This window comes from Pseudomonas sp. ANT_J12, assembly GCF_008370045.1.
Taxonomy (GTDB): domain Bacteria; phylum Pseudomonadota; class Gammaproteobacteria; order Pseudomonadales; family Pseudomonadaceae; genus Aquipseudomonas.
In genome coordinates this window covers 338,730-361,091 of record NZ_VOBN01000005.1, presented here as the reverse complement: position 1 = coordinate 361,091, position 22,362 = coordinate 338,730, and the positions used below count along the sequence as shown (strand labels likewise).

The following is a 22,362-nucleotide window of genomic DNA, read 5'->3' as shown; positions in this document are numbered from 1 at the left end:
GGCTCATACGGTGAAGACCGGCACAGGATTGCACCAGCGGTCCTTGTATTCACGGTCGGCCCGACCGAAGGAAAACCGCAACGGTTTACCCAACGCGCGAGCGTGTTCCCAGGCGCTTTGGGTATTGAGGAAACTCAGCACGCTGCCGGGGCTGAACTCGCGGGTTTCCGGGTCGACGCCGCCATTGATGTACTCGACACTGATCCACTCCGGGGCTTCGACGCGATACACCAGTTGAATCGCAATCGGCGCCTCGTTGAGGAATATCACCGAGCCGATCAGCAACTCGCGCAGCAACTCGATCACCTCGGCCATGCGCGCCGCGCCGGTCGCCGGGAAGCCCCAACGCCGCAGGAACAGGTCGCAGTAAATCGCCGCCAGTTCGCTGCTGGAAAACTCGCTGACCGGCCGCACCACGCCACCCGCCTCTTCCAGCAGGCGCAATTCGCGACGCTGGTTGTAGCGAAACTTCTTCGACAGTTCTTCGGGGGTGCGGGCCATGGCCAGTTGTTCGGTCTGCAACTTGATGCCGGTGAAGCGGCCTTCGTTCAGTGCGGACAAGTAACGCCCGCGATGACGCAACGGGGCCAGGGTCTCGGCGGCGGCCGGCAGGATCAGCTCGGCGTTGCCGAGGTCGAACAGGCCTTTTTTGCCGCTGCGCTTGAGCACGTCCTTGGACAGTGCGAGGTCGCGGCCCCAGGTCGGGATCGCGGCTTTGATGTCGCCATCGTGCTCCCAGGCCAGGTAGCGCACCGGAATCTGCGCCAGCGCGGCCAGGCGCTCGACGACGATGGGATGGGTAGCGACACTGCCGCCAAAACGCTGCCAGGCATCGGCATACGTCGAGGCGTCAACCGACGCCCAGCCTCGTTCGCGCCAGCCTTGAAATCGGTTGAGCATCAGCCCCTCTGTGCCAGTTCGGTAACGTGCGGCAAATGCCAGAAAGCCTCGCGTACCGCGCGGTCGGAGAAGCGCTCACGCAAGCGGTCGAGCATCAGCTCGGCACACTGGCGACGTTGCTGCTCGTTCATCGCGGCCAAATGTTGCAACCCTTGCGCCAGGTGCTCGGCATCGCCCAGCGGGAACAGAATGCCCACGCCTTCGACCACTTCCTTCGCCCCGCCACAGGCCGTGGCGAGCAACGGTACACCGGCGGCCATGGCTTCGAGCAGCACCATGCCGAACGGTTCGTGATCGGAACTCAGGGCAAATACATCAAAAGCGCGGAAGTAACGTCGGGCGTCAGGCACCTGGCCGAGGAACAGCACGCGATCGCCGATCCCGAGTTCACGGGCCAGGTCCTTGAGGTTCTGTTCCAGGCGACCGGAACCGAGAATCACCAGTTGGCTATTGCCCGGCAAACCCGGCAACGCTGCGGCAAAACCGTGGAGCAGCGTGGCCTGATCCTTGTCCGGGTGCAGCCGCCCGACGTTGCCGACCACCCAGGCGTCCGCCGCCAGACCGAGGGTTTCCCGGGCCTCGCGAGTCGACACCTGAGTGACCTGCAACGCCTGCACGTCGATACGGTTGTACAGCGTCTGAATCCGCGCCGCCGGCCATTTCGGCAGGCACTGGCGCATGTCGTCGCGCACCGCATCGGACACGCCGAGCAGGCTCAAGCGCTTGCGGAAGATGTGCGCGAACAGTTTGCGCGTACCGCGTTTGTAATCGCCAAACGCGTGGTGCACGCCAATCACCGGCAACGAGGTGCCGAGCAAGGCGATGTAGATCGGCTTGAAGCGATGGGCGATGCAGAAACTGAAGTTGCGCGAGGCGGCGATCTTGCGCAGATCGCCGATGGCGCCCAGCTTCAGGCCGCGAATGGCCTTGGAGCTGTATTCCATGAACAGCACTTCGTCGGAAGCGCAGCCCGCGGCGACTTCGCTATCGGCGGCCCCGGTCAAGAAGACCGTGGTCACCCGATAGCCAGTCCCCGCGAACAGGCTGGCGTATTGCCGGGCGCAGTCCAGGAACGGCCCGTCATAGCCGTGGCAGAACTGCAGCACATGGCGTTCAGCCGAGCGTGTCATAAGCGTCCGCGCCTTCTTTGACCACCAGAATGTCTTCCATGATCAGGTATTGCAGGTCGGAGCCGAAGAACATGTTCAGGGCGTCGGTCGGCGAGCAGATCATTGCCTCGCCACGACGGTTGAGCGAGGTGTTCAGCGACACGCCGTTGCCGGTCAGCACTTCCAGCGCTTTCATCATGTCGTAGTAGCGCGGGTTGTATTCGCGCTTGAGCACCTGGGCCCGGGACGTGCCGTCTTCGTGGACGACTTCCGGCACGCGGGTCTTCCACTCCTCCGCCACTTCAAAGGTGAAGGTCATGAACGGCGCCGGGTGATCGACCTTGATCATCTGCGGGGCCACGGTGTCGAGCATCGACGGGCAGAAAGGCCTCCAGCGCTCGCGGAACTTGATCTGGTGGTTGATACGGTCAGCCACGCCGGTGGCACTCGGGCAACCAATGATCGAACGACCGCCCAAGGCACGCGGACCGAACTCCATGCGCCCCTGGAACCAGGCCACCGGGTTGCCGTCGACCATGATCTTGGCGATGTTTTCCGGCATGTTCTCGATCTTGCGCCAGGCCGGCTTGCTCGGGTGACGGGCGCACGCGGCGATCACGTCTTCGTTGCTGTAGGACGGGCCGAGGTAGACGTGTTCCATCTTCTCGACCGGTACGCCACGGGCGTGGGACACATAGGCCGCTGCACCCACCGCCGTACCGGCATCACCCGACGCAGGCTGCACGAACAGTTCCTTGACGTCGTCGCGGGCGATGATTTTCTGGTTCAGCTTGACGTTCAACGCACAGCCACCAGCGAAGGCCAGCTTGCCGGTTTCCTTGAGCACGTCGCCCAGGTAGTGGTCGATCATCTGCAGCGAGATCTTTTCGAACAGCGCTTGCATGCTGGCGGCGTAGTGGATGTACGGCTCGTCGGCGATGTCGCCTTCGCGCTTTGGACCCAGCCACTCGATCAGCTTCGGCGAGAAGTAGAAGCCTTTGCCCTTCTCTTTATATCGACGCAGGCCGATGACGTTGGCGTAGTCGGTGTTGATCACCAGTTCGCCGTTTTCAAACGACGCCAGGCGCGAGAAATCGTATTTGCTGGCGTCGCCGTACGGCGCCATGCCCATGACCTTGAACTCGCCGTCGAGCATCTCGAAACCGAGGAACTCGGTGATCGCGCCATACAGGCCGCCGAGGGAGTCCGGATCGAAGAATTCCTTGATCTTGTGGATCTTGCCGTTTTCGCCATAACCGAAGAAGGTCGTGGCGTACTCACCCTTGCCGTCGATCCCCAGGATCGCGGTTTTCTCTTTGAAACCGGAGCAGTGGTAAGCGCTGGAGGCGTGGGCCAGGTGGTGCTCGACCGGCTCGATCTTGATTTTCTTCGGGTCGAAGCCCAGTTGCTCAAGGCAGAACACGATCTTGTTGCGATAGCGCTTGTAGCGACGGTTGCCCATCAGGATCGCGTCGAGGGCGCGGTCCGGGGCGTACCAGTAACGCTTGGCGTAGTGCCAGCGCGCCTTGCCGAACAGGCTGATCGGGGCGAACGGGATCGCGACCACGTCAACGTCGGACGGCTTGATGCCTGCCTGTTCGAGGCAGAACTTCGCCGATTCGTAGGGCATGCGGTTCTTTGCATGTTTATCGCGTACGAAGCGCTCTTCCTCAGCCGCCGCGACCAGCTTGCCGTCGATGTACAAGGCTGCGGAAGGATCATGGCTAAGGGCGCCGGACAGGCCAAGAATCGTCAATGCCACAGGGGTCTAGCCTCTTTAGTCTGCATTCAGGCGACAAGCGCCTCAAAAATTAATGTGCCCTCGCAAGGGGCGAGAGACAGCTAAAGGGCGGGATTATAGCGTAAAAGCGCTGGCAAACCTCTAGCGGGAAGCGGCGGGGTCGCGCGTTGACAGACACGCGACCACGACATAGACTCCTGCGCAAGTGGACTGGGAGAACCTGGTCGGCGTTCTAGCCTCGGTGAGTTTCATCGGGGCTTTTCGCTTTCTGAGCGCGGGAAAATCTTTAAACCCCAATTTTCGAAACCCTCTCCCACATGATTACGGCCACCACTGCAATAAAACTTACGTTTGAGCACGTCAAAGGCACGATTTTCCTGCCCCGACCGCAAAACGCTCATACCAATGGGTCTTGCAACGAGGTCCGCCAGCTGTAGCCCCGTGGAATTCACTTGTTTGGTTGCAAAGACGATTTCGAACGGCAGCTTAAAGCCCAATCGGTTCGCGCCATCGCGCATGCGGCGAAACTCCAAGTCAAGCTCGTTATCCTCTCTCTTCCCCCGTCGCTCGAAAATCACATGAGTCAATGCGCTCTGCTGGTTCTTTTCCTGCAAAAACTCATAAAGCGTTTCCAAGCAGAAGCCGAGTGCGACGTGATAAGGATTGTGAACAGATCCCTCTTTTTCGCGGAGGACGGCCTTGTCGATCACGCAACTGATCAGGACGAAATTGCTGGCCTCAATAATGTCCGTCAGCTCATCGAGAAAGGCATGTTTGTGTTGCCTGGACAGGAAGAGTCCGGAAAATTCGCCCTTTTCCCTCCGAATTTCCAATTCATGCAGACCGATCAGATCGTGCCCCATGTGATTGAATTTAAATTTCTGAAGGGAAGGAATGACCTTTTCGCAATAATGCCTTTTATGAAAAACACAGAATGCCAACACAAACATTGGATAGTTTGGGTCTAGCTTTTGCATTCCATGGTCGCCGCTCTCGTCGACATAAACGATGAAGTCGCTGTACTTCCCAGCCGAAGGCAACAGCCTCTTCCTATCAGCATTGGCTTCGCTATCGCTATCGCTTTGGTTTTCAAAAAGAAAGAGTTGTTGAGGCAAGTGAGTTACCCACGCCCCGCCCGCCAATAAATCGCGATATTGCCGTCGGTGCCCTGCCGATAGATCGTGTACGGCAAGACCACCGTATCCAGAGCCCCCGACAGGCCCAAATCCAGCAACACCAGCGGCACCAGAACCCCGGTGGGGTCGGGCGGTGCGTTCAGTACGCAGAAGTCATAGGCCAGGCCGCTGTAGACGCGGGGGATGGATTGGCAATAGGTCTTTTGTTTCCTGAGGCCGCGAGCGGCGTCGGCGTCGTCTTGCAGCACCGTCAGCGCGGTGCCGCAGCCGGATAAGGTCAGTGAACATGCGCCCAGTACAACCGCCATTTTCTTCATCAAAATCTGCCTGTCGAAATCGTCAGGCAAACTAGCATCGGGGTTGTTCAGGGCACAGTTCATGGGGTCTGTGGATCATGTAGGACAGTTCTTAAGAACTTGTCCTCCGATGACGGATCGGGATTCAGACCGGGCTGGAGATGTCCTTCGGCAATCGTTGATCAATCACCTGATACAGCGCGCTGCTCTCAGGCCAGTTGCGCATGAATCGCGCCCGATCCCGCGCATACGCCGGGGCGAAGCTGCCCGCCGAGCCGTGCTGACACATCGAATCCAGATCGATCAGCGCCCAACGATCCTGCTGCCAGAACAGATTGTGACCCTTGAAATCGCCATGGCTGATCCGCTCGCGAATCAGTTCCGCGAACAGATGATCCAGCGCCAGCAGTTCATTTTCCGGCGCAGCACCACTCTCAACATACGGCGCAAAGCGCTCGATGATGTCCGGCCCCGATAGGTACTCGGTCACCAGATAAGCCCGGCTGCGCAGCCAGAGAAAACGCTTCTCCAACACCGCCAACGGCTTCGGTGTCGCGATACCCAGGAATGCCAGTCGATTGCCTTCACGCCAGGAATGCCAGGCGCGGCTCGGGCGCCAGAAGCGTTTGAGCCAATGGGCAAAGCCCTTGATGTTGTAGCGCTTGATCACCAGCGTGCGCCCGCCCGCCTCAACCTTGCCGACGCTCGCCGCGCCGCCGGTCTTGTACAAGTGGCCCCGATCGAGCAAGGCATCGGCCTGCTCCAGCACAGGCACCATCGCGGCTTCTTCCTCGCGACGAATCGCCCGCAAGCCGAAGGCCCCGCGCTGGACGCTGAACAGCGTGCATTCGCGGCCGCACTTGATCAGGAAGTCTTTCAAACGCCAGCGACGAACCTTGTCGATCTGCTTCTGCAAGGCTTCCATCGGCAACGCGTGCTCGCCGTTGCTCAACAGGTAATACACCAGCAGTTCTTCGGTGAACGGTTCCAGCGACTTGGGCAACTGGGCGAAAAACACCCCGAGGTTTTCCAGGACTTTCTGTCGCGACAGCGGCTGGCCAGGGGTTTCGGCGCAGACGCCGCCGCCATCGATCAGGTACAACCGACCGCGCTGACGCAGCAGGTTGTCCAGATGCAAGTCTTCCTGCCACAGGCCCTTGCGATGCATTTGGCCAATGGCGCCCAACGCCTCGGCCAGCACGGCACCTTGCATGTCTGCCAGCACTGGCTGGTGTTCAACTTTTTTCCAGGTGTCCCCCAGGCTCTCGGCGCCTTCGATGAACTCGAACAGCAGCCAGCCGCCCTCGCCGTCCTTCAGCCCATCCGCCAACAACTGCGGCGTGGTCAGGCCCTGATCGGCGAGCAAACGCACGCCATCGCGCTCACGCTGGAAATGCCGCGCCGCTTTGCTGCCGACCAGCAATTTGGCCAGCACCGGCCGACCGCGCCAGACGCCCGCGCCCACATAACGCTGCCCCGGCAACACCCGCAACAGACTCAACAGTTGCAACTCGGCAGGCCCGGCGGCATCGGCCAATGGAATGTTCAACGGCAGGCTCGGGCTGCGGCCGGCGTTTTTCAGGTCGGACAAACGCATCAACGCGTCTCCTTGTGACTGCGCCGCGCGGTGAGTCGTGAAACCCAGGTGTCTACCAGCGAACTGGCTGGCGACTGATCCACATAGCCGGCCAACATCTCGCGCAGCTGGCTTTCGGTCCATTCCGGCGCCCGACGCAGCAACGGTTCCAGATCCTTGATCCGGTCACGCTGACCGAACAGCAAGGGCCGGGTCTTTTCCAGGTCGATCAATTGCGCCTGGTAACCGTCGCCGGTGGCCCGCAGGAAAATGTGTTTGGGGTAGAAGCAACCGTGGACCTGTCGCACGCCATGCAGGCGCCGCGCCAGTTGCCCACAGGCGTGCAGAATCGCCGAGTGCTGCGCCGGGCTCAGGTCCGACCAGCGCTGCAACAGCGAATCCAGGTCATCCCAGCCATCCAGGGCACGGGTCAGCAGAATCGCCCGGACTTCGCCGTCGACCTTGCGCTCACCGAAGAACGCCGCTTGCAGCGCCGGGATGCCCATCTTTTGATAGCGGGTGATGTTACGAAACTCGCGAGCAAAACTCGGTTCGCCGAACGGTGCATGCAAGGTCCGCGTCAGGTAGTTGCTCTGGCGCTTGAGGTAAAAGCCCTGACCTTCCAGGTCCAGCCGAAACACACTGCTCCAGCCGCCACCCGCGGTGTTGGGTTCATCCACCGCGTCGAGCTGCTTGGCCCAGAGGGCGTCGAAGGTGCTGAGACCATGGCGCTCAAGCAGCACCTGGTCTTCAGCGGCCAGAAAATCAGTCATTCGCGTCCCTCGAAGAATCTCACCACGTGCCGGATGCGTTTTTTGTCGGCCGCGTTGAGCCGGGTCCGTCCGCGATATTGCAGGTAAAAGCGCAGGCGCTGGGTAGCGGACAGGTGATACTTGGCCACCTTGTCGAGACAGGCCAGGTCCTTGGTGATGCGGTATTTGAGCCAGAAGCCGCGCCAGAAATCGCCGTTGGGGCAATCGATCAGGAACAGTTTGGCTTCGTCATCGATCAGCAGGTTGCGCCACTTCAAATCGTTATGAGTGAAGCGATTGTCGTGCATGGTCCGGGTGTAACCCGCCAACTGCCGACTGACACCGTCGACCCAGGCGCGATCCGCCAGTTTCGGGTCATGCCGGTCAGCCAGGGCCGACAAGTCTTCGGTGTGCGGCAACTCGCGGGTGATCATCGCCCCACGGTCGTACGCCGCACCACGACGTTCCAGGCCCCAGGCCACCACTTCGGCGGTGGGGATGCCCCACTTGGCGAAGCGCTTGAGATTCTGCCATTCGGCTTTCACTCGTGGCTTGCCCAGGTAACGACGCAGGCCTTTGCCAGCGCCGACGTAGCGCTTGACGTAATAATTGACGCCGTTGCGCTCGACTCGAATCACCTCGGACAACGGGTCGCGCGTCAGGCGCTCGCCCTGAAGCGCGAAGACCGCCTCAAGACTGCCAAAATCTTCCGCCAGATCGCTGTAAGCAGGTTCCAGTCTCCAACCCGGCATCAGAGCGCATCCCCGTATCGCAGTTTACGGTCGTAAAGCTTGTTGGCCTTGCCTTCGAGCCAGGCGAGCAGCGCCGCTTCCTCGGCCAGGATCTGGCGCAATGGCTGCTGGAAGTAGCCCTTGAGGAAACGCAATTTGTCGCGCTGGGTCAGGCCGATGTCCAGGGCCGAAAAGTACAGCGCCGCCAGGTCCTTGTTGCGCCAGCGCTGGGTAATCGCCGGGCGGGTCTGGGCGCGGTGCAGGTCGATCACCGAGAGCTTGAAGTCGTCGGCCGACACCGGTTTGTCGGTGTGCAGCAGGAAGTGGCAGATGTAGCAGTCGCGATGGTTGACCCCGGCGCGGTGCATCATGCCGGTCATGCGCGCGACTTCAGCGATCAGTGCGCGCTTGAGTTTCGGCTCAGGCGGACTCTTGACCCAGTCGATACTGAAATCTTCGAGGCTGACGGTCGGCGCCAGTTCTTCGGTGACGATAAACGAGTGCTGGTCCGCCGGGTTGCTGCCCTTCTCGCCGTACGCCACAGCGGTCATGGTCGGCACGCCGACGTCTTGCAGGCGCTGGATGGCTTTCCATTCCTGGCCCGCGCCGAGTACCGGCAGCTTGGCGGTGAGCAGGTTCTTGAAGATCTCGCCCCAGCCGATGCCACGGTGGATTTTCACGAAAAACCCGTTGCCGTTCACTTCAGTGCGCAGGGTCCGGCGCGCTTCAAGCTCGCGGTACACCTCGCCCTGCAAGCCCTCGACTTCGGCGAACGGGTCACGTCCGGCCCAAAGGCTTTTGAACGGTTCAGCCAGCATCAACTTCATTAAGCGTGCTCCGCCAGAATCACATCGGCCGCGTGTTGCGGCATGCTGTAGAGGTCGGCCGTCTCGGCGAAGGCCAGACCGTTGCGGCTCCAGGCCGCCCGTGCTTGAGCGTCATTCAACATGCCGGTCAGGTACTGCGTGAGTTGCGCCTGCTCGAAGGGGTCGTCCAGCACCAGGCCGGCGTCGGCCTCAGCGATGTAATGGGCGTAACCGCAGACCGCGCTGACCAGCACCGGCAACCCGGCGACCAGCGCTTCAAGCAGCACCGTGCCGGTGTTTTCGTTGTACGCCGGATGGATCAACAAGTCGGCGCCCAACAGGAAACGCGGGATATCGCTGCGACCCTTGAGGAACGTCACGTTGTCGCCGAGCCCCAGTGTGGCGCTCTGCATCTGGAACAATTTGGGGTCATCCTGGCCAATTACAAACAGCCGGGTGCGTTTCTTCAGATCAGCGGGCAACGCCGCCAATGACTTGAGGCTGCGATCCACACCCTTGGTCTTGAACCCGGAGCCGATCTGCACCAGCAGCAAATCGTCATCCTTGAGGTTGAACTCGCGACGGAATTCGGCGCGAATCTCGGCGGCATTCGCTGGCGCGCGACGGTCCTGGGAAATGCCCGGTGGCAGCAGATGGAAGCGTTCCAGCGGCGTGTCGTAATGCTTGATGAACAGCGGCTGCTGCACTTCGGAAATCATCAGCACTTCGGTCTTGGCGTCCTTGGCAAACACCGCGCGCTCGTATTCGGCGAAGTGCCGGTAGCGGCCCCAGCGCCGGTACAGCGAGTTGCGCAGGTTCTGCGCCTTGTCTTCGAAGCAGCCGTCGGCGGCGTAGTAGACGTCCAGGCCCGGCATCTTGTTGAAACCGATCAGGCGATCCACCGGACGCTTGGCCAGGTCGGCCTCCATCCATTCGCTGAGCTTTTCGTTGCGCCGATGGTTGAAGAACGCTTTGACCGGCGCCACCAGCACTTCAAAACCCGACGGCACGTCGCCTTCCCAGATCAGCGTGTAGACGCGAATCTGATGCCCGCGCTGCTGACATTCCAGGGCGATGCGCATGAAATCGCGCTGCAATCCGCCAAACGGGAAATATTTATAAAGGACAAAAGCCAATTGCATCAGCGCAGCTCCTCAGCCAGTAACAACGTGCTCAGTCGGCTGGCGACACGCTGGGGATTCAGACGCGTGAAGCACAGAGGCCACTCGCGTTTCAGGTCGAACTGACGGGCGTCTTCGGCCGTCGGTTGATAGGTGCATTTCTTTTGCAGGCACGGCGCGCAGGGAAAGTCGCTGGCGATGTGAATCTGCGCCTTGCCATAGGCGCCGGTCAGGCCCGGGTTGGTCGGGCCGAACAGCGACAGGGTCGGCACGTCCAGCGCGGCGGCCAAGTGACCGAGGCCAGTGTCCACGGCCACGCACGCTTGCGCGCCGGCCAAAACCTTGCCGACACCGGCCAGGTTCAATTTGGGCAGCACTTCGACATGGCGGAAACCGGCGGCGATGCGCTCGGCGCGGGCCTTCTCGATCGGATTGCCCCACGGCAGCTTCACCGCCACGCCGAGGTGACCGACACGCTCGGCCAACTCGCGCCAGTAAGCTTCGGGCCAGTGCTTGGTGTCCCACGTGGTGCCGTGCAGGAACAGCACGTACGGATTCTTGCGCGGCAGTTCCACCAGGCGCTCGACGCTCAGCCCGTAATCGCCCAAACCCTTGGGCAAGTCGTAGCCCAGAGCCAACGCAAACAACTGACGAACTCGCTCGACCGCGTGCTGACCACGGCCCACGGACAAACGTCGGGAGTAGAAACGCGCAGCCATCGGCTCGCGAGCCGAATCCTTGTCCAGCCCGGCCACCGGCGCCTTGACGTAGCGCGTCAGCCAGGCACTTTTCAGCAGGCCCTGGGCGTCGATCACCAAATCGTATTTAGTGGCGCGAACGCTTTGTTTGAAGCGTTTCCACTCGCCGCTCTTGATGGTCTGCCAGATGTTTTTGCGCCAGCGCCGGATCGCCACCGGGATCACCTTGCCCACAGCCGGGTGCCAGGTCGGAATCTCGGCGAAGCCTTCTTCCACCACCCAGTCGAACGTGATGCCGGGGATCGCCCGCGCCGCGTCGGTCAACGCTGGCAACGCGTGAATCACGTCGCCCAGCGAGGAAGTCTTGATCAACAGTACCCGCAAACTAATTGACCTCGACCACAGTGCCCTGCAACCGCTGCAAGGCTTCATTGACCGGTTGCGGCTCCAACTGACGCAGGCAGTTGTAATGGCCGAATCGGCAGGTGCGATCAAAGCACGGGCTGCATTCGAGGCCCAGGCGCACGATCTCGACGTGCTCGGCCAGCGGCGGCGTGAAGCCCGGCGAGGTCGAGCCGTAGACCGCCACCAGCGGACGGTTCAGCGCAGCGGCGACGTGCATCAGGCCGGAGTCGTTGGACACCACGGCATCGGCGCAGGACATCAGGTCGATGGCCTCGGCCAGGGACGTGCCGCCGCTGAGGTTCACCGACTCTTCACGCAAACCGGGAATCAGCCGCGCGCGGATGTCTTCGCCCACCGCGTGATCGTTTTTCGAACCGAACAGCCAGACTTGCCAGCCTTCGCGGATCTTGGTTTCGGCGACCTTGGCGTAGTGCTCGGACGGCCAGCGCTTGGACTCGCCAAACTCGGCGCCGGGGCACAGGGCCAATACCGGACGATCCAGGGTCAGGCCGAATTTGGCCAGTGCGGCTTCGCGGGTGATCGGGTCGATTTGCAGGCTCGGCCGTGGATACGGTTGCGGCAGCTCAGCGCCACGCTCGTAGGCCAGGGCCATGAAGCGCTCGATCATCAACGGGTAGCGTTCTTTATCCAGGGTGCGCACGTCATTGAGCAGGCCGTAGCGAAATTCGCCGCGCCAGCCGGTGCGTTTCGGGATGCCGGCGAAGAACGGCACCAGCGCCGACTTCAGGGAATTGGGCAGCAGGATCGCCTGGTCGTACTGGCCGGCCAGGGATTTGCCGATGCGCCGACGGGTCGCCAGCTCAAGGGCGCCGTGGCCTAGCGGGAAGCTCAAGGCCTGACGCACTTCGGGCATACGCTCAAGGATCGGCCGGCTCCACTCGGGGGCCAGCACGTCGATTTCGCACTGCGGGTGGCGTTGCTTGAGACACTGAAACAGTGTCTGCGCCATCACCATGTCACCGACCCAACTGGGCCCAACGATCAGAATTTTCATGTGGTTTCCAAAAACGAACCGGGGAGGCATACGCCTCCCCGCCTCGAGAATCCAGCACCTGCAGCCTTGGCCGGCAGGTCATTTGGACGAGCCGGTTGGGGCTCGTCGGATCAATTTCATGCATATTCGAGTCAATTTATACACATTGTATTTATGACATCTGTGTCAATTTACATAAATCTCGTGGCGAGGGAGCTTGCTCCCGCTGGGTTGCGAAGCAGACCCAAAACCTGCCACTGCATTTTCATCTGACGGACCGCGCAATCTGATTTGGGAGCGCTTCGCACTCTAACGGGGGCAAGCCCCCTCGCCACAAAAGCCAGCCACATTCCAAGTCAGCTTCAGCTTAGCCCCAGCTCACGCCAGATCCGCGACACTTGCCGCCGTTCGTCCACGAACTGGTCGCCTGGAATCACCCCGGGATCCTTCTGCAAGGCCTGTCGGTGCGCGGCGGAGCGGTAGGCTTTATAGGCCTCGCGCAGCAGGCTCGCGTCTTCGACGGGCATCAGTCCTGCCTTTTCCAACTCTTCCAGAATGCGGATGTTGTCGGTCCAGCGCAGCAATGACGGGTGCTGTTCGGACCACGCCAGGGCCGCGTATTGCACCATAAATTCAATATCGACGATACCTCCGGCGTCCTGCTTGAGATCGAACGGCGCCGTGGCCTCGAAGGCATTTGCCCCGGTGCCGGCGGCGGTGCTCTTGCTGCCGAGGTTATCGCGCATCTTGGCGCGCATCTCGCTGACCTCCTGGCGCAAGGTCGGCAGATCCCGGGCCTTGCCCAGAATCGCCGCCCGAACCTTCTCGAACGCCTGGCCGACTTCCTGACTGCCCACCAGCACCCGCGCCCGTACCAGCGCCTGATGTTCCCAGGTCCAGGCCTCGTTTTCCTGATACCGGGCAAACGCCCCGAGGGAACTCACCAGCAACCCCGACGCACCGGACGGTCGCAAACGCATGTCCACTTCGTACAGCTGGCCGGAGTTGGTCTGCGCCGTGAGCAAGTGAATAATCCGCTGCCCCAGCCGCGTAAAGAACTGCGCGCCATCAATCGGCTTGGCCCCGTCGGTTTCCGCTTGCGGATCGCCATCGTGGATAAACACCAGGTCCAGGTCCGAACCATGCCCCAATTCCAGGCCGCCGACCTTCCCATAACCGACAATCACGAAGCCGGGATCGCACAAGGTGCCATCGGTGCGCAGCGGCGTGCCGTATTTGGCCACGGTTTGACGCCAGGCCAGGGCCAACACTTGTTCGAGGATCGCTTCCGCGAGCCAGGTCAGGTAATCGCTGACTTTCATCAACGGCAGGCTGCCGGCGATTTCCGAGGCGGCAACACGCAAGCGGTGCGCCAGTTTGAAATGGCGCAGGGCTTCCATCTGCTGTTCGAGGTCGTCCTCGGGGATCCGCGTCAGGCGCTCGCGCAATTCGGCGGCCAGTTCCGGCGCCAGCGGTGGCTTGAACAGCCGGCCTTCGTTGAGCAACTCATCGAGCAACAACGGGAAACGGGTGATCTGCTCGGCAATCCATGGACTCGCGGCGCACAGGGTCAGCAAGCGACGCAGGGCGCTGGGGTTTTCCGTGAGCAACACTAAATAAGCCGAACGCCGGGCCACGGCTTCCACCAAGGGCAGCACCCGTTCCAGCACCAGGTCTGGATTGGCGTGTTCCACCGCCTGGGCCAGCAACCGTGGGATAAAGGCATCGAGGCGTTCGCGCCCCAAACGCTGCATGGCGCGCAACTGCGGACTGCCGCGCAGGCTGGCCAAGGTTTTCAGGGCCTTGGAAGCATCCGCAAAGCCGCCCTGCTCCAATTGCCGGCACGCGGCCTCTTCGTCCTGGGATTCTTCCCACAACGGCAGCCATTCACCACCGACCACCACTTCGGCCTCAGTGCCTTCCTCTTCATCGGGATCGGCAATCACCTGAGCGAAGTGCCAAGCCACGCGACCGCGCCAATACATCAGCCGCTCGTGGAACGCATCCCAATCGGCAAAGCCGAGCATGTAAGCAATCCGCGCCTGATCCTGTGCGCCGTCCGGCAGCATCTGGGTCTGGCGATCGGCAATCGCCTGGATCGCGTGTTCGGTGTAACGCAGGAATTCATACCCATTGCGCAGCTCGGCGATCACCGGTGCCGGCAGATAACCCTGACCTTCCAGGGTGCTCAAGACTTTTAATAGCGGACGTTGTTGCAGGCTCAGGTCGCGACCGCCGTGGATCAGCTGGAACGCCTGGGCGATGAACTCGACTTCACGAATGCCGCCGGAGCCGAGCTTGATGTTGTCGGCCATGCCTTTGCGCCGCACTTCCTGCTGGATCAGCTGCTTCATGGTGCGCAGCGCTTCGATGGCGGAGAAGTCCAGGTAACGGCGGTATACGAACGGGCGCAGCATTTCCTGCAATTGTGCGCCGGCCACTTGATCGCCGGCCACCACCCGCGACTTGATCATCGCGTAGCGTTCCCAGTCGCGGCCCTGATCCTGGTAATACTGCTCCAGCGCGTTGAAGCTCAAGACCAGTGCACCGGCGGAACCGTAAGGCCGCAGGCGCATGTCGACGCGGAACACGAAACCATCGACGGTCATCGGGTCCAGGGCCTTGATCAGACGCTGGCCCAGGCGAATGAAAAACTCCTGGTTATCCAGCGAGCGCTTCACGCCCACGGTTTCGCCGCCCTCGGGGTAGGCGAAGATCAGGTCGATGTCGGAGGACAGGTTCAGCTCCACGGCGCCGAGCTTGCCCATGCCGAGGATGACCATTTGCTGCGGCTCGCCGCTGCGCCGGCCGGTGGGCACGCCGAATTGCTGGCAATGCCGCGCGTACAACCACTGATAGGCCTGATCGATGCTGGCATCGGCCATGTCCGAGAGGTCGCGGCAGGTCTGGACCAGATCGGCCTGGCGGGTCAGGTCGCGCCAGATGATCCGCACTTGCTGGCGGGTGCGCTGACGGCGCAGGACCCGGCCGAGTTCATCTTCGCTTTCCGCCGCATTCACCGCCGCCGCAATCTGCGCGCACAGTTCGCCGGGGGCAAAAGCGCGATCCAGTTCACCGGACTGCACCAGCGCGAGCAACATCAAAGGGTCACGAACGCTCTGTTCAATCACGAAGTCGCTGGCGGCGCTGACGCGCGCGAATTGCTCCCAGCGCTCTGGCGTCCAGGTCGACAGACCATGATCGTCTTCTAATAAGGCAACGGCCGCACGGAACGACTGCTCGGCACGGGTGACCAACGGCTCAAGAATGGCGGGCAGTTCGGCAAGCGAAGGCAGGGTCATGGTCTATCCTTGATCGGCGTGTGAAGGGCTGCATGTAGTGATTCTTGAAAACACGCTACGTGACCGACTGTCGAACAAAGGTTAGAAATAGCTGAAATTTCTTTTATTTTGGCAGCCAACATCAAGCTTTCACCTTTTCTGGTTGGCAAAAGACCAACCTTAACGATTATTCTCACAACGCAGCCGGAGGCCACAAGCCATTCATCTGTAGTTTTACTACTCGTCTATACATTCGAAAGGCTGAAATGCCCGTTGATTTGTAGTAAAACTACACGCCGCCGGAACAACCTCTCGGCAATCCAAGAATTTATATCGTCTGCCCACAAGGCCAGTCGCAAACTCAGGCAACCGATTCTGGAAGCCTTTCCGCCCTGGAGCAAGCCATGCAAGACCTCGATCCCGTCGAAACCCAGGAATGGCTGGACGCCCTGGAATCGGTTCTCGACAAAGAAGGCGAAGACCGCGCTCACTATCTGATGACCCGTATGGGCGAATTGGCAACCCGCAGCGGTTCGCAATTGCCTTACGCCATCACCACGCCATACCGCAACACCATTCCTGTGACCCACGAAGCACGCATGCCTGGCGACCTGTTCATGGAACGCCGCATTCGCTCGTTGGTTCGCTGGAACGCGATGGCCATGGTGATGCGTACGAACCTGAAAGATTCGGACCTGGGCGGTCACATCTCCAGCTTCGCCTCCAGCGCCACTTTGTACGACATCGGCTTCAACTACTTCTTCCAGGCCCCGACCGACGAACACGGCGGCGACCTGATCTACTTCCAGGGCCACACCTCGCCAGGCGTCTATGCCCGTGCGTTCATGGAAGGCCGCATCACCGAAGAACAAATGAACAACTTCCGCCAGGAAGTCGACGGCCAGGGCTTGTCGTCCTATCCGCACCCTTGGCTGATGCCTGATTTCTGGCAGTTCCCGACGGTATCCATGGGCCTTGGCCCGATCCAGGCGATCTACCAGGCACGCTTCATGAAGTACCTGGAAGCCCGTGGCTTCATCCCTGAAGGCAAGCAGAAAGTCTGGTGCTTCCTGGGCGACGGCGAGTGCGACGAGCCGGAATCCCTGGGCGCCATCTCCCTGGCTGGCCGCGAGAAGCTCGACAACCTGATCTTCGTCATCAACTGCAACCTGCAGCGCCTCGACGGCCCGGTTCGCGGCAACGGCAAGATCATCCAGGAACTCGAAGGCGTGTTCCGCGGTGCTCAGTGGAACGTGACCAAAGTCATCTGGGGCCGTTTCTGGGACCCACTGCTGGCCAAAGACGTCGACGGCATCCTGCAACGTCGCATGGACGAAGTCATCGACGGCGAATACCAGAACTACAAAGCCAAAGACGGCGCGTTCGTGCGTGAACACTTCTTCAACTCGCCAGAACTCAAGGCGATGGTTGCAGACTTGTCCGACGACGAGATCTGGAAACTCAACCGTGGCGGCCACGACCCGTACAAGGTCTACGCGGCGTACCACGAAGCGGTCAACCACAAAGAACAACCCACCGTCATCCTGGCCAAGACCATCAAGGGTTATGGCACCGGTGCCGGCGAAGCGAAGAACACCGCGCACAACACCAAGAAGGTTGATGTTGAAAGCCTGAAGCTGTTCCGCGATCGTTTCGACATCCCAGTACGCGACGAAGAGCTGGAAAACCTGCCGTTCTTCAAGCCAGAACCCAACAGCGCCGAAGCCCGCTACCTGAGCGAGCGCCGCACTGCACTGGGCGGTTTCGTGCCACAGCGCCGCGCGCAAAGCTTCAACATCCCGACGCCGCCACTCGACACCCTCAAGGCCATCCTTGACGGCTCGGGCGACCGTGAGATTTCCACCACCATGGCCTTCGTGCGGATCCTCGCGCAACTGGTCAAGGACAAGGAAATCGGCTCGCGCATCGTTCCGATCATCCCGGACGAAGCCCGTACCTTCGGTATGGAAGGCATGTTCCGTCAGTTGGGCATCTATTCGTCCGTCGGCCAGCTCTACGAGCCAGTCGATAAAGACCAGGTGATGTTCTACAAGGAAGACAAGAAGGGCCAGATCCTCGAAGAAGGCATCAACGAAGCGGGCGCCATGAGCTCCTTCATCGCTGCCGGTACTTCGTACTCCAGCCACAACCAGCCAATGCTGCCGTTCTACATCTTCTACTCGATGTTCGGCTTCCAGCGTATCGGCGACCTCGCCTGGGCCGCTGGCGACAGCCGTACCCGTGGCTTCCTGATCGGCGGCACCGCCGGCCGGACCACGCTGAACGGCGAAGGCCTGCAACACGAAGATGGTCACAGCCACATCCTGGCCGGCACCATCCCGAACTGCCGCACCTTTGATCCAACCTACGGCTATGAGCTGGCGGTGATCATTCAGGACGGCATGAAGAAGATGACCGAAGAGCAGCAGGACGTTTTCTACTACATCACCGTGATGAACGAGTCCTACCAGCAGCCAGCCATGCCGGCCGGTGTCGAGGAAGGCATCATCAAGGGCATGTACCTGCTCGAAGAAGACACCCGCGAAGCGGCGCACCACGTTCAGCTGATGGGCTCCGGCACCATCCTGCGTGAAGTCCGCGAAGCCGCGAAGATCCTGCGTGAAGAGTTCAACGTCGGCGCTGACGTGTGGAGCGTTACCAGCTTCAACGAACTGCGTCGCGACGGCCTGGCCGTGGAGCGCAGCAACCGTCTGCACCCGGGCCAGAAGCCTAAGCTGAGCTACGTCGAAGAATGCCTGAACGGCCGTAAAGGTCCGGTCATCGCGTCTACCGACTACATGAAGCTGTTCGCTGAACAAATTCGTCAGTGGGTCCCGTCCAAGGAATTCAAAGTCCTGGGCACCGACGGTTTCGGTCGCAGTGACAGCCGTAAAAAGCTGCGTCACTTCTTCGAAGTCGACCGTCATTTCGTGGTGTTGGCAGCCCTGGAAGCCTTGGCTGACCGTGGTGATATCGAACCTAAGGTGGTGGCTGAAGCTATCGTCAAGTTCGGGATCAACCCGGAAAAACGCAACCCACTGGACTGCTGAGGAGACAATCTGTGAGCGAACTCATTCGAGTACCTGACATCGGCAGCGGTGAAGGTGAAGTAATCGAACTCTTTGTGAAGGTCGGCGACCGTATCGAAGCCGACCAGAGCATCCTGACGCTTGAGTCGGACAAGGCGAGCATGGAAGTGCCTGCGCCGAAAGCCGGCATCATCAAGAGCCTGAAAGTGAAACTGGGTGATCGCCTGAAAGAAGGCGACGAACTGCTGGAGCTGGAAGTCGAAGGTGCCGCTGCGCCGGCCCCTGCGCCTGCCGCTGCTGCGCCGGCTGCCAAGGCTGAAGCGAAACCGGCTGCTGCACCTGCCGCCGCTGCTCCGGCTGCCGCGCCTGCTGCCGCTTCGGTTCAGCAAGTGCACGTGCCGGACATCGGTTCGTCGGGCAAGGCCCAGATCATCGAGATCCAGGTCAAGGTTGGCGATACCGTCGCGGCTGACCAGTCGCTGATCACCCTGGAATCCGACAAGGCAAGCATGGAAATCCCATCGCCTGCCGCTGGCGTGGTCAAGGCCATCAGCGTCAAGCTCAATGACGAAGTCGGCACCGGCGATCTGATCCTGGACCTGGAAGTGGCGGGTGCTGCGGCCCCTGCTGCGGCCGCGCCAGCTCAGGCGGCTGCACCTGCTGCTGCGGCTGCACCTGCTGCTGCCGCTGCTCCAGCGCCAGCCGCTGCGGCCCCGGCTGCACCGGTTGCCGACAGCGTTCAGGACATTCACGTCCCGGACATCGGCTCGTCGGGCAAGGCCAAGATCATCGAAGTGCTGGTCAAGGCTGGCGACACCGTCACCGCCGACCAGTCGCTGATCACCCTGGAATCCGACAAGGCGAGCATGGAAATTCCATCGCCTGCTGCTGGCGTGGTGGAAAGCGTTTCCATCAAGCTGGATGACGAAGTCGGTACTGGCGACCTGATCCTGAAGCTGAAAATCAAAGGCGCTGCGCCTGCTGCTGCACCGGCCCCGGCCGCTGCTGCCGCACCTGCCGCTTCTGCTCCAGCCGCCGCTGCACCCGCTGCCGCACCGGTAGCGGCCGCACCTGCTGCTGCCCCGGCCAAGCCTGGCGCCAAGGTTCACGCCGGCCCGGCTGTTCGCCAACTGGCCCGTGAATTCGGCGTCGAGCTGAACGCGGTTGGCGCAAGCGGTCCGCACGGTCGCATCCTGAAAGAAGACGTGCAGGTTTACGTCAAAGCGATGATGCAGAAGGCCAAGGAAGCACCGGCCGCTGCGGCTGGCGCAACCGGCGGCGCGGGCATCCCGCCGATTCCGGTCGTGGACTTCAGCCGCTTCGGTGAAACCGAAGAAGTGCCGATGACTCGCCTGATGCAAATCGGCGCGTCGAGCTTGCATCGCAGCTGGTTGAACATCCCGCACGTGACTCAGTTCGATTCGGCTGATATCACCGACCTGGAAGCGTTCCGCATCGCACAGAAAGCCGTGGCGGAAAAGGCCGGCGTCAAGCTGACCATCCTGCCGCTGCTGCTCAAGTCGTGCGCGCACCTGCTCAAGGAACTGCCGGACTTCAACAGTTCGCTGGCACCAAGCGGCAAGGCGATCATCCGCAAGAAGTACGTGAACATCGGCTTCGCGGTCGACACCCCGGATGGCCTGCTGGTACCGGTCATCAAGAACGTCGACCAGAAGAGCCTTCTGCAGCTGGCGGCGGAGGCGGCCGTGCTGGCTGCCAAGGCCCGCGACAAGAAGCTCACTGCTGACGACATGCAAGGCGCCTGCTTCACCATTTCCAGCCTCGGCCACATTGGCGGCACCGGCTTCACGCCGATCGTCAACGCGCCGGAAGTGGCGATCCTCGGTGTTTCCAAGGCAACCATCCAGCCAGTCTGGGACGGCAAAGCCTTCCAGCCGAAACTGATGCTGCCGCTGTCGCTGTCCTACGATCACCGTGTGATCAACGGCGCCGCTGCTGCACGCTTCACCAAGCGTCTGAGCGACCTGCTGGCGGACATCCGCACCATCCTGCTGTAACAACCGATGGGCCCTCCTTCACCGGAGGGCCTGTTGTGTTCCAAGATTTCCGAGCGCCACGCTCGTACCTCAACCCCGCCAATTTGGCGGGGCTTTTTTTGCCTCGTAAAAACCTCGGCACTTTCCTACATTCCTGGCTGATTTCACCTACAACTCCAGTCCCCTTCGACTCGATATTTTTTGCCGGCCAGTAACTAGTCTTAGTTGCCATAAGTTCAGCACGAACTTTGACACCCTTAATAGCTTAGTTAGCATTACTTCGAACGGATTCGAAACATGTTCAAACCGACTGTCGGCCCGATCATTGGCCACACTACAACTCATCACGCGCGCATTTTCTTGCGCGGTAATACACAGGACAGCGACACCGTATTTGCCGGCATCCGTTACCGGCGCGCGGGCGATGAACGCTGGACTAAAGGCGTGTTTGCCAAACTGTCGCTCTTGCGGGATATGTCCGACGTTATTGCATTAAATAATCTGGGTGAAGATACCGAGTACGAATATCAGGCTGGCTGGTTCAGCCCGATGAACCCGGTGCATACCGTGGAAACGGTGCAGGAGTTGCCCTTGCAATGGCCGCGGGAGATCTATCAATTTCGCACTCGCTCCAGCCAGCACGCGCAGCCCCGAGCCTATATCGTCGGCTCGTGCCGCTACCTGCGCATGACGGCGGGCATTGCCTCGGCGCCGCATCTGGGCGACCGGATCTTCGCCTCGATCACGCAACTGGCGGAGCACGCCAATCCGCCGATCAGCGCCACGCTGATGACCGGAGACCAGATCTATGTCGATGACATGAACCGTATTGCCCCTGACCGTGAATACAAGGAAATCCTCAGCAAGTACCGGGCGGCGTTTTCCCAACCCAATATCAGTAAGTTGATGTCCGGCACATCGACTTACATGATCCTCGACGACCATGAAATCGAAGACAACTGGCCGGTCAATAAAAGCGGAAACGATGATTACTTGTATAAAAACGCCATCGCCGCCTATGAGTTGTATCAGGCCAGCCACAGCCCCGCGCATGAACTATTGGCTAACGGACAAATAAGCCGGAAGCTGGAACAGTATTGGTACCAGTTTGCCGAGGGTGATATTGAATGGTTTATCACCGATAGCCGGACCCGACGCAATTTGTCTGCCCAGGATCGACGGATCCTCGATGAAGAACAGGAGCAAGCGCTGCTTGAATGGCTGATCCACAGCCCGGCGCGGGTGAAGTTCGTGGTCACCAGCGTGATGTTCTACCCCGATCGTAAGCTTCATGGTGATGACGCGTGGAAGGCGTTCCCGGAACAACGCCTGCGGCTGCTGGAAACCATTCGTACGCATCGCATCCAGAACGTCATCGTCGTTTCCGGCGATGTCCACGGCTCCCTGACCAGTCGCCTGACCCACAGCGAAGATCCGGACTTCGAGGTGCACACCATCGTTTCGTCGCCGCTGTGCAACAGCAAGCTGCTGCCGTATGCCCACAAATCGACGTTCATCCTCGATCAGCCTTTGGCGCAAACAACCGCCGGGGACTATCGGCACGCACTGACGAGCAAGGTGGTCAGCCAGGATAACTTTGCGCATCTGGTGGTTGAGGCTGAGCAGATTCGGGTCAATTACCACGATCGGGAGGGCGGGCTGCTGCAATCCATCAGCATTCCCTTAAGGTAATTCGCAATCCCGTGGCGAGCGTGCTTGCTCGCGCTGGGCTGCGCAGCGGCCTCAGGATTTTTGTGAGCGCTGCGCACTCAAGCGCGAGCAAGCTCGCT

Annotated in this window: 16 protein-coding genes; 3 read left to right on the top strand and 13 right to left on the bottom strand. The window is 60.8% G+C overall.

Features of this window, described 5'->3' with window-relative positions:
* Nucleotides 1-3: 3 nt before the first annotated feature.
* The 13 genes from FQ192_RS14650 to glnE form a co-directional block, all read right to left on the bottom strand.
* Nucleotides 4-900: an antimicrobial resistance protein Mig-14 gene (locus tag FQ192_RS14650; protein ID WP_149659234.1), complete on the bottom strand. Its 897-nt coding sequence runs from the start codon at nucleotides 898-900 to the stop codon at nucleotides 4-6.
* Nucleotides 900-2,030, bottom strand: a complete 1,131-nt coding sequence (locus FQ192_RS14645) for a glycosyltransferase (protein ID WP_149659233.1) — start codon at nucleotides 2,028-2,030, stop codon at nucleotides 900-902. Before FQ192_RS14645 ends, FQ192_RS14650 begins: the two co-directional genes overlap by 1 nt.
* A complete protein-coding gene (locus FQ192_RS14640; protein ID WP_133837954.1) occupies nucleotides 2,014-3,771 on the bottom strand; it encodes a carbamoyltransferase in 1,758 nt (585 codons plus the stop codon). The genes FQ192_RS14645 and FQ192_RS14640 overlap by 17 nt, the downstream gene beginning before the upstream one ends.
* A gap of 227 nt (nucleotides 3,772-3,998) precedes the next feature.
* The gene (locus FQ192_RS14635) at nucleotides 3,999-4,865 is read right to left on the bottom strand and encodes a DUF3800 domain-containing protein (RefSeq protein ID WP_149659232.1); all 867 of its coding nucleotides are present in this window, start codon (nucleotides 4,863-4,865) and stop codon (nucleotides 3,999-4,001) included.
* A 5-nt stretch (nucleotides 4,866-4,870) separates the two neighbouring features.
* Complete coding sequence (locus tag FQ192_RS14630; protein WP_178129125.1) at nucleotides 4,871-5,206, bottom strand: YceK/YidQ family lipoprotein; 336 nt, start codon at nucleotides 5,204-5,206, stop codon at nucleotides 4,871-4,873.
* A gap of 121 nt (nucleotides 5,207-5,327) precedes the next feature.
* Complete coding sequence (locus FQ192_RS14625) at nucleotides 5,328-6,779, bottom strand: lipopolysaccharide kinase InaA family protein (protein WP_149659231.1); 1,452 nt, start codon at nucleotides 6,777-6,779, stop codon at nucleotides 5,328-5,330.
* Nucleotides 6,779-7,531 carry a lipopolysaccharide kinase InaA family protein gene (locus FQ192_RS14620; protein ID WP_149659230.1) on the bottom strand — a complete coding sequence of 251 codons (753 nt, stop codon included), beginning with the start codon at nucleotides 7,529-7,531 and terminating at the stop codon, nucleotides 6,779-6,781. The genes FQ192_RS14625 and FQ192_RS14620 overlap by 1 nt, the downstream gene beginning before the upstream one ends.
* Entirely contained in the window at nucleotides 7,528-8,262 is a 735-nt protein-coding gene (locus FQ192_RS14615) for a lipopolysaccharide kinase InaA family protein (RefSeq protein ID WP_149659229.1), read from the bottom strand. Before FQ192_RS14615 ends, FQ192_RS14620 begins: the two co-directional genes overlap by 4 nt.
* A complete protein-coding gene (gene rfaP, locus FQ192_RS14610; RefSeq protein ID WP_149659228.1) occupies nucleotides 8,262-9,068 on the bottom strand; it encodes a lipopolysaccharide core heptose(I) kinase RfaP in 807 nt (268 codons plus the stop codon). The genes FQ192_RS14615 and rfaP overlap by 1 nt, the downstream gene beginning before the upstream one ends.
* Entirely contained in the window at nucleotides 9,068-10,189 is a 1,122-nt protein-coding gene (locus tag FQ192_RS14605; protein WP_149659227.1) for a glycosyltransferase family 4 protein, read from the bottom strand. The genes rfaP and FQ192_RS14605 overlap by 1 nt, the downstream gene beginning before the upstream one ends.
* On the bottom strand, nucleotides 10,189-11,250 hold the full coding sequence (waaC, locus tag FQ192_RS14600; RefSeq protein ID WP_149659226.1) for a lipopolysaccharide heptosyltransferase I: 1,062 nt from the start codon (nucleotides 11,248-11,250) through the stop codon (nucleotides 10,189-10,191). Before waaC ends, FQ192_RS14605 begins: the two co-directional genes overlap by 1 nt.
* 1 nt (nucleotide 11,251) lies before the next feature.
* Entirely contained in the window at nucleotides 11,252-12,286 is a 1,035-nt protein-coding gene (waaF, locus tag FQ192_RS14595; RefSeq protein ID WP_149659225.1) for a lipopolysaccharide heptosyltransferase II, read from the bottom strand.
* A gap of 341 nt (nucleotides 12,287-12,627) precedes the next feature.
* A complete protein-coding gene (gene glnE / locus FQ192_RS14590; protein WP_149659224.1) occupies nucleotides 12,628-15,567 on the bottom strand; it encodes a bifunctional [glutamate--ammonia ligase]-adenylyl-L-tyrosine phosphorylase/[glutamate--ammonia-ligase] adenylyltransferase in 2,940 nt (979 codons plus the stop codon).
* A gap of 383 nt (nucleotides 15,568-15,950) precedes the next feature.
* Between glnE and aceE the strand changes: the two genes are divergently transcribed.
* From aceE to FQ192_RS14575, 3 genes are all read left to right on the top strand, one after another.
* Nucleotides 15,951-18,596 (top strand): pyruvate dehydrogenase (acetyl-transferring), homodimeric type, encoded by a 2,646-nt coding sequence (gene aceE, locus FQ192_RS14585; protein WP_133837944.1) that lies wholly within the window; start codon nucleotides 15,951-15,953, stop codon nucleotides 18,594-18,596.
* 11 nt (nucleotides 18,597-18,607) lie between these two features.
* Nucleotides 18,608-20,593, top strand: a complete 1,986-nt coding sequence (gene aceF, locus FQ192_RS14580) for a dihydrolipoyllysine-residue acetyltransferase (protein WP_149659223.1) — start codon at nucleotides 18,608-18,610, stop codon at nucleotides 20,591-20,593.
* A 276-nt stretch (nucleotides 20,594-20,869) separates the two neighbouring features.
* The gene (locus FQ192_RS14575) at nucleotides 20,870-22,264 is read left to right on the top strand and encodes an alkaline phosphatase D family protein (RefSeq protein WP_149659222.1); all 1,395 of its coding nucleotides are present in this window, start codon (nucleotides 20,870-20,872) and stop codon (nucleotides 22,262-22,264) included.
* Nucleotides 22,265-22,362 lie beyond the last annotated feature (98 nt).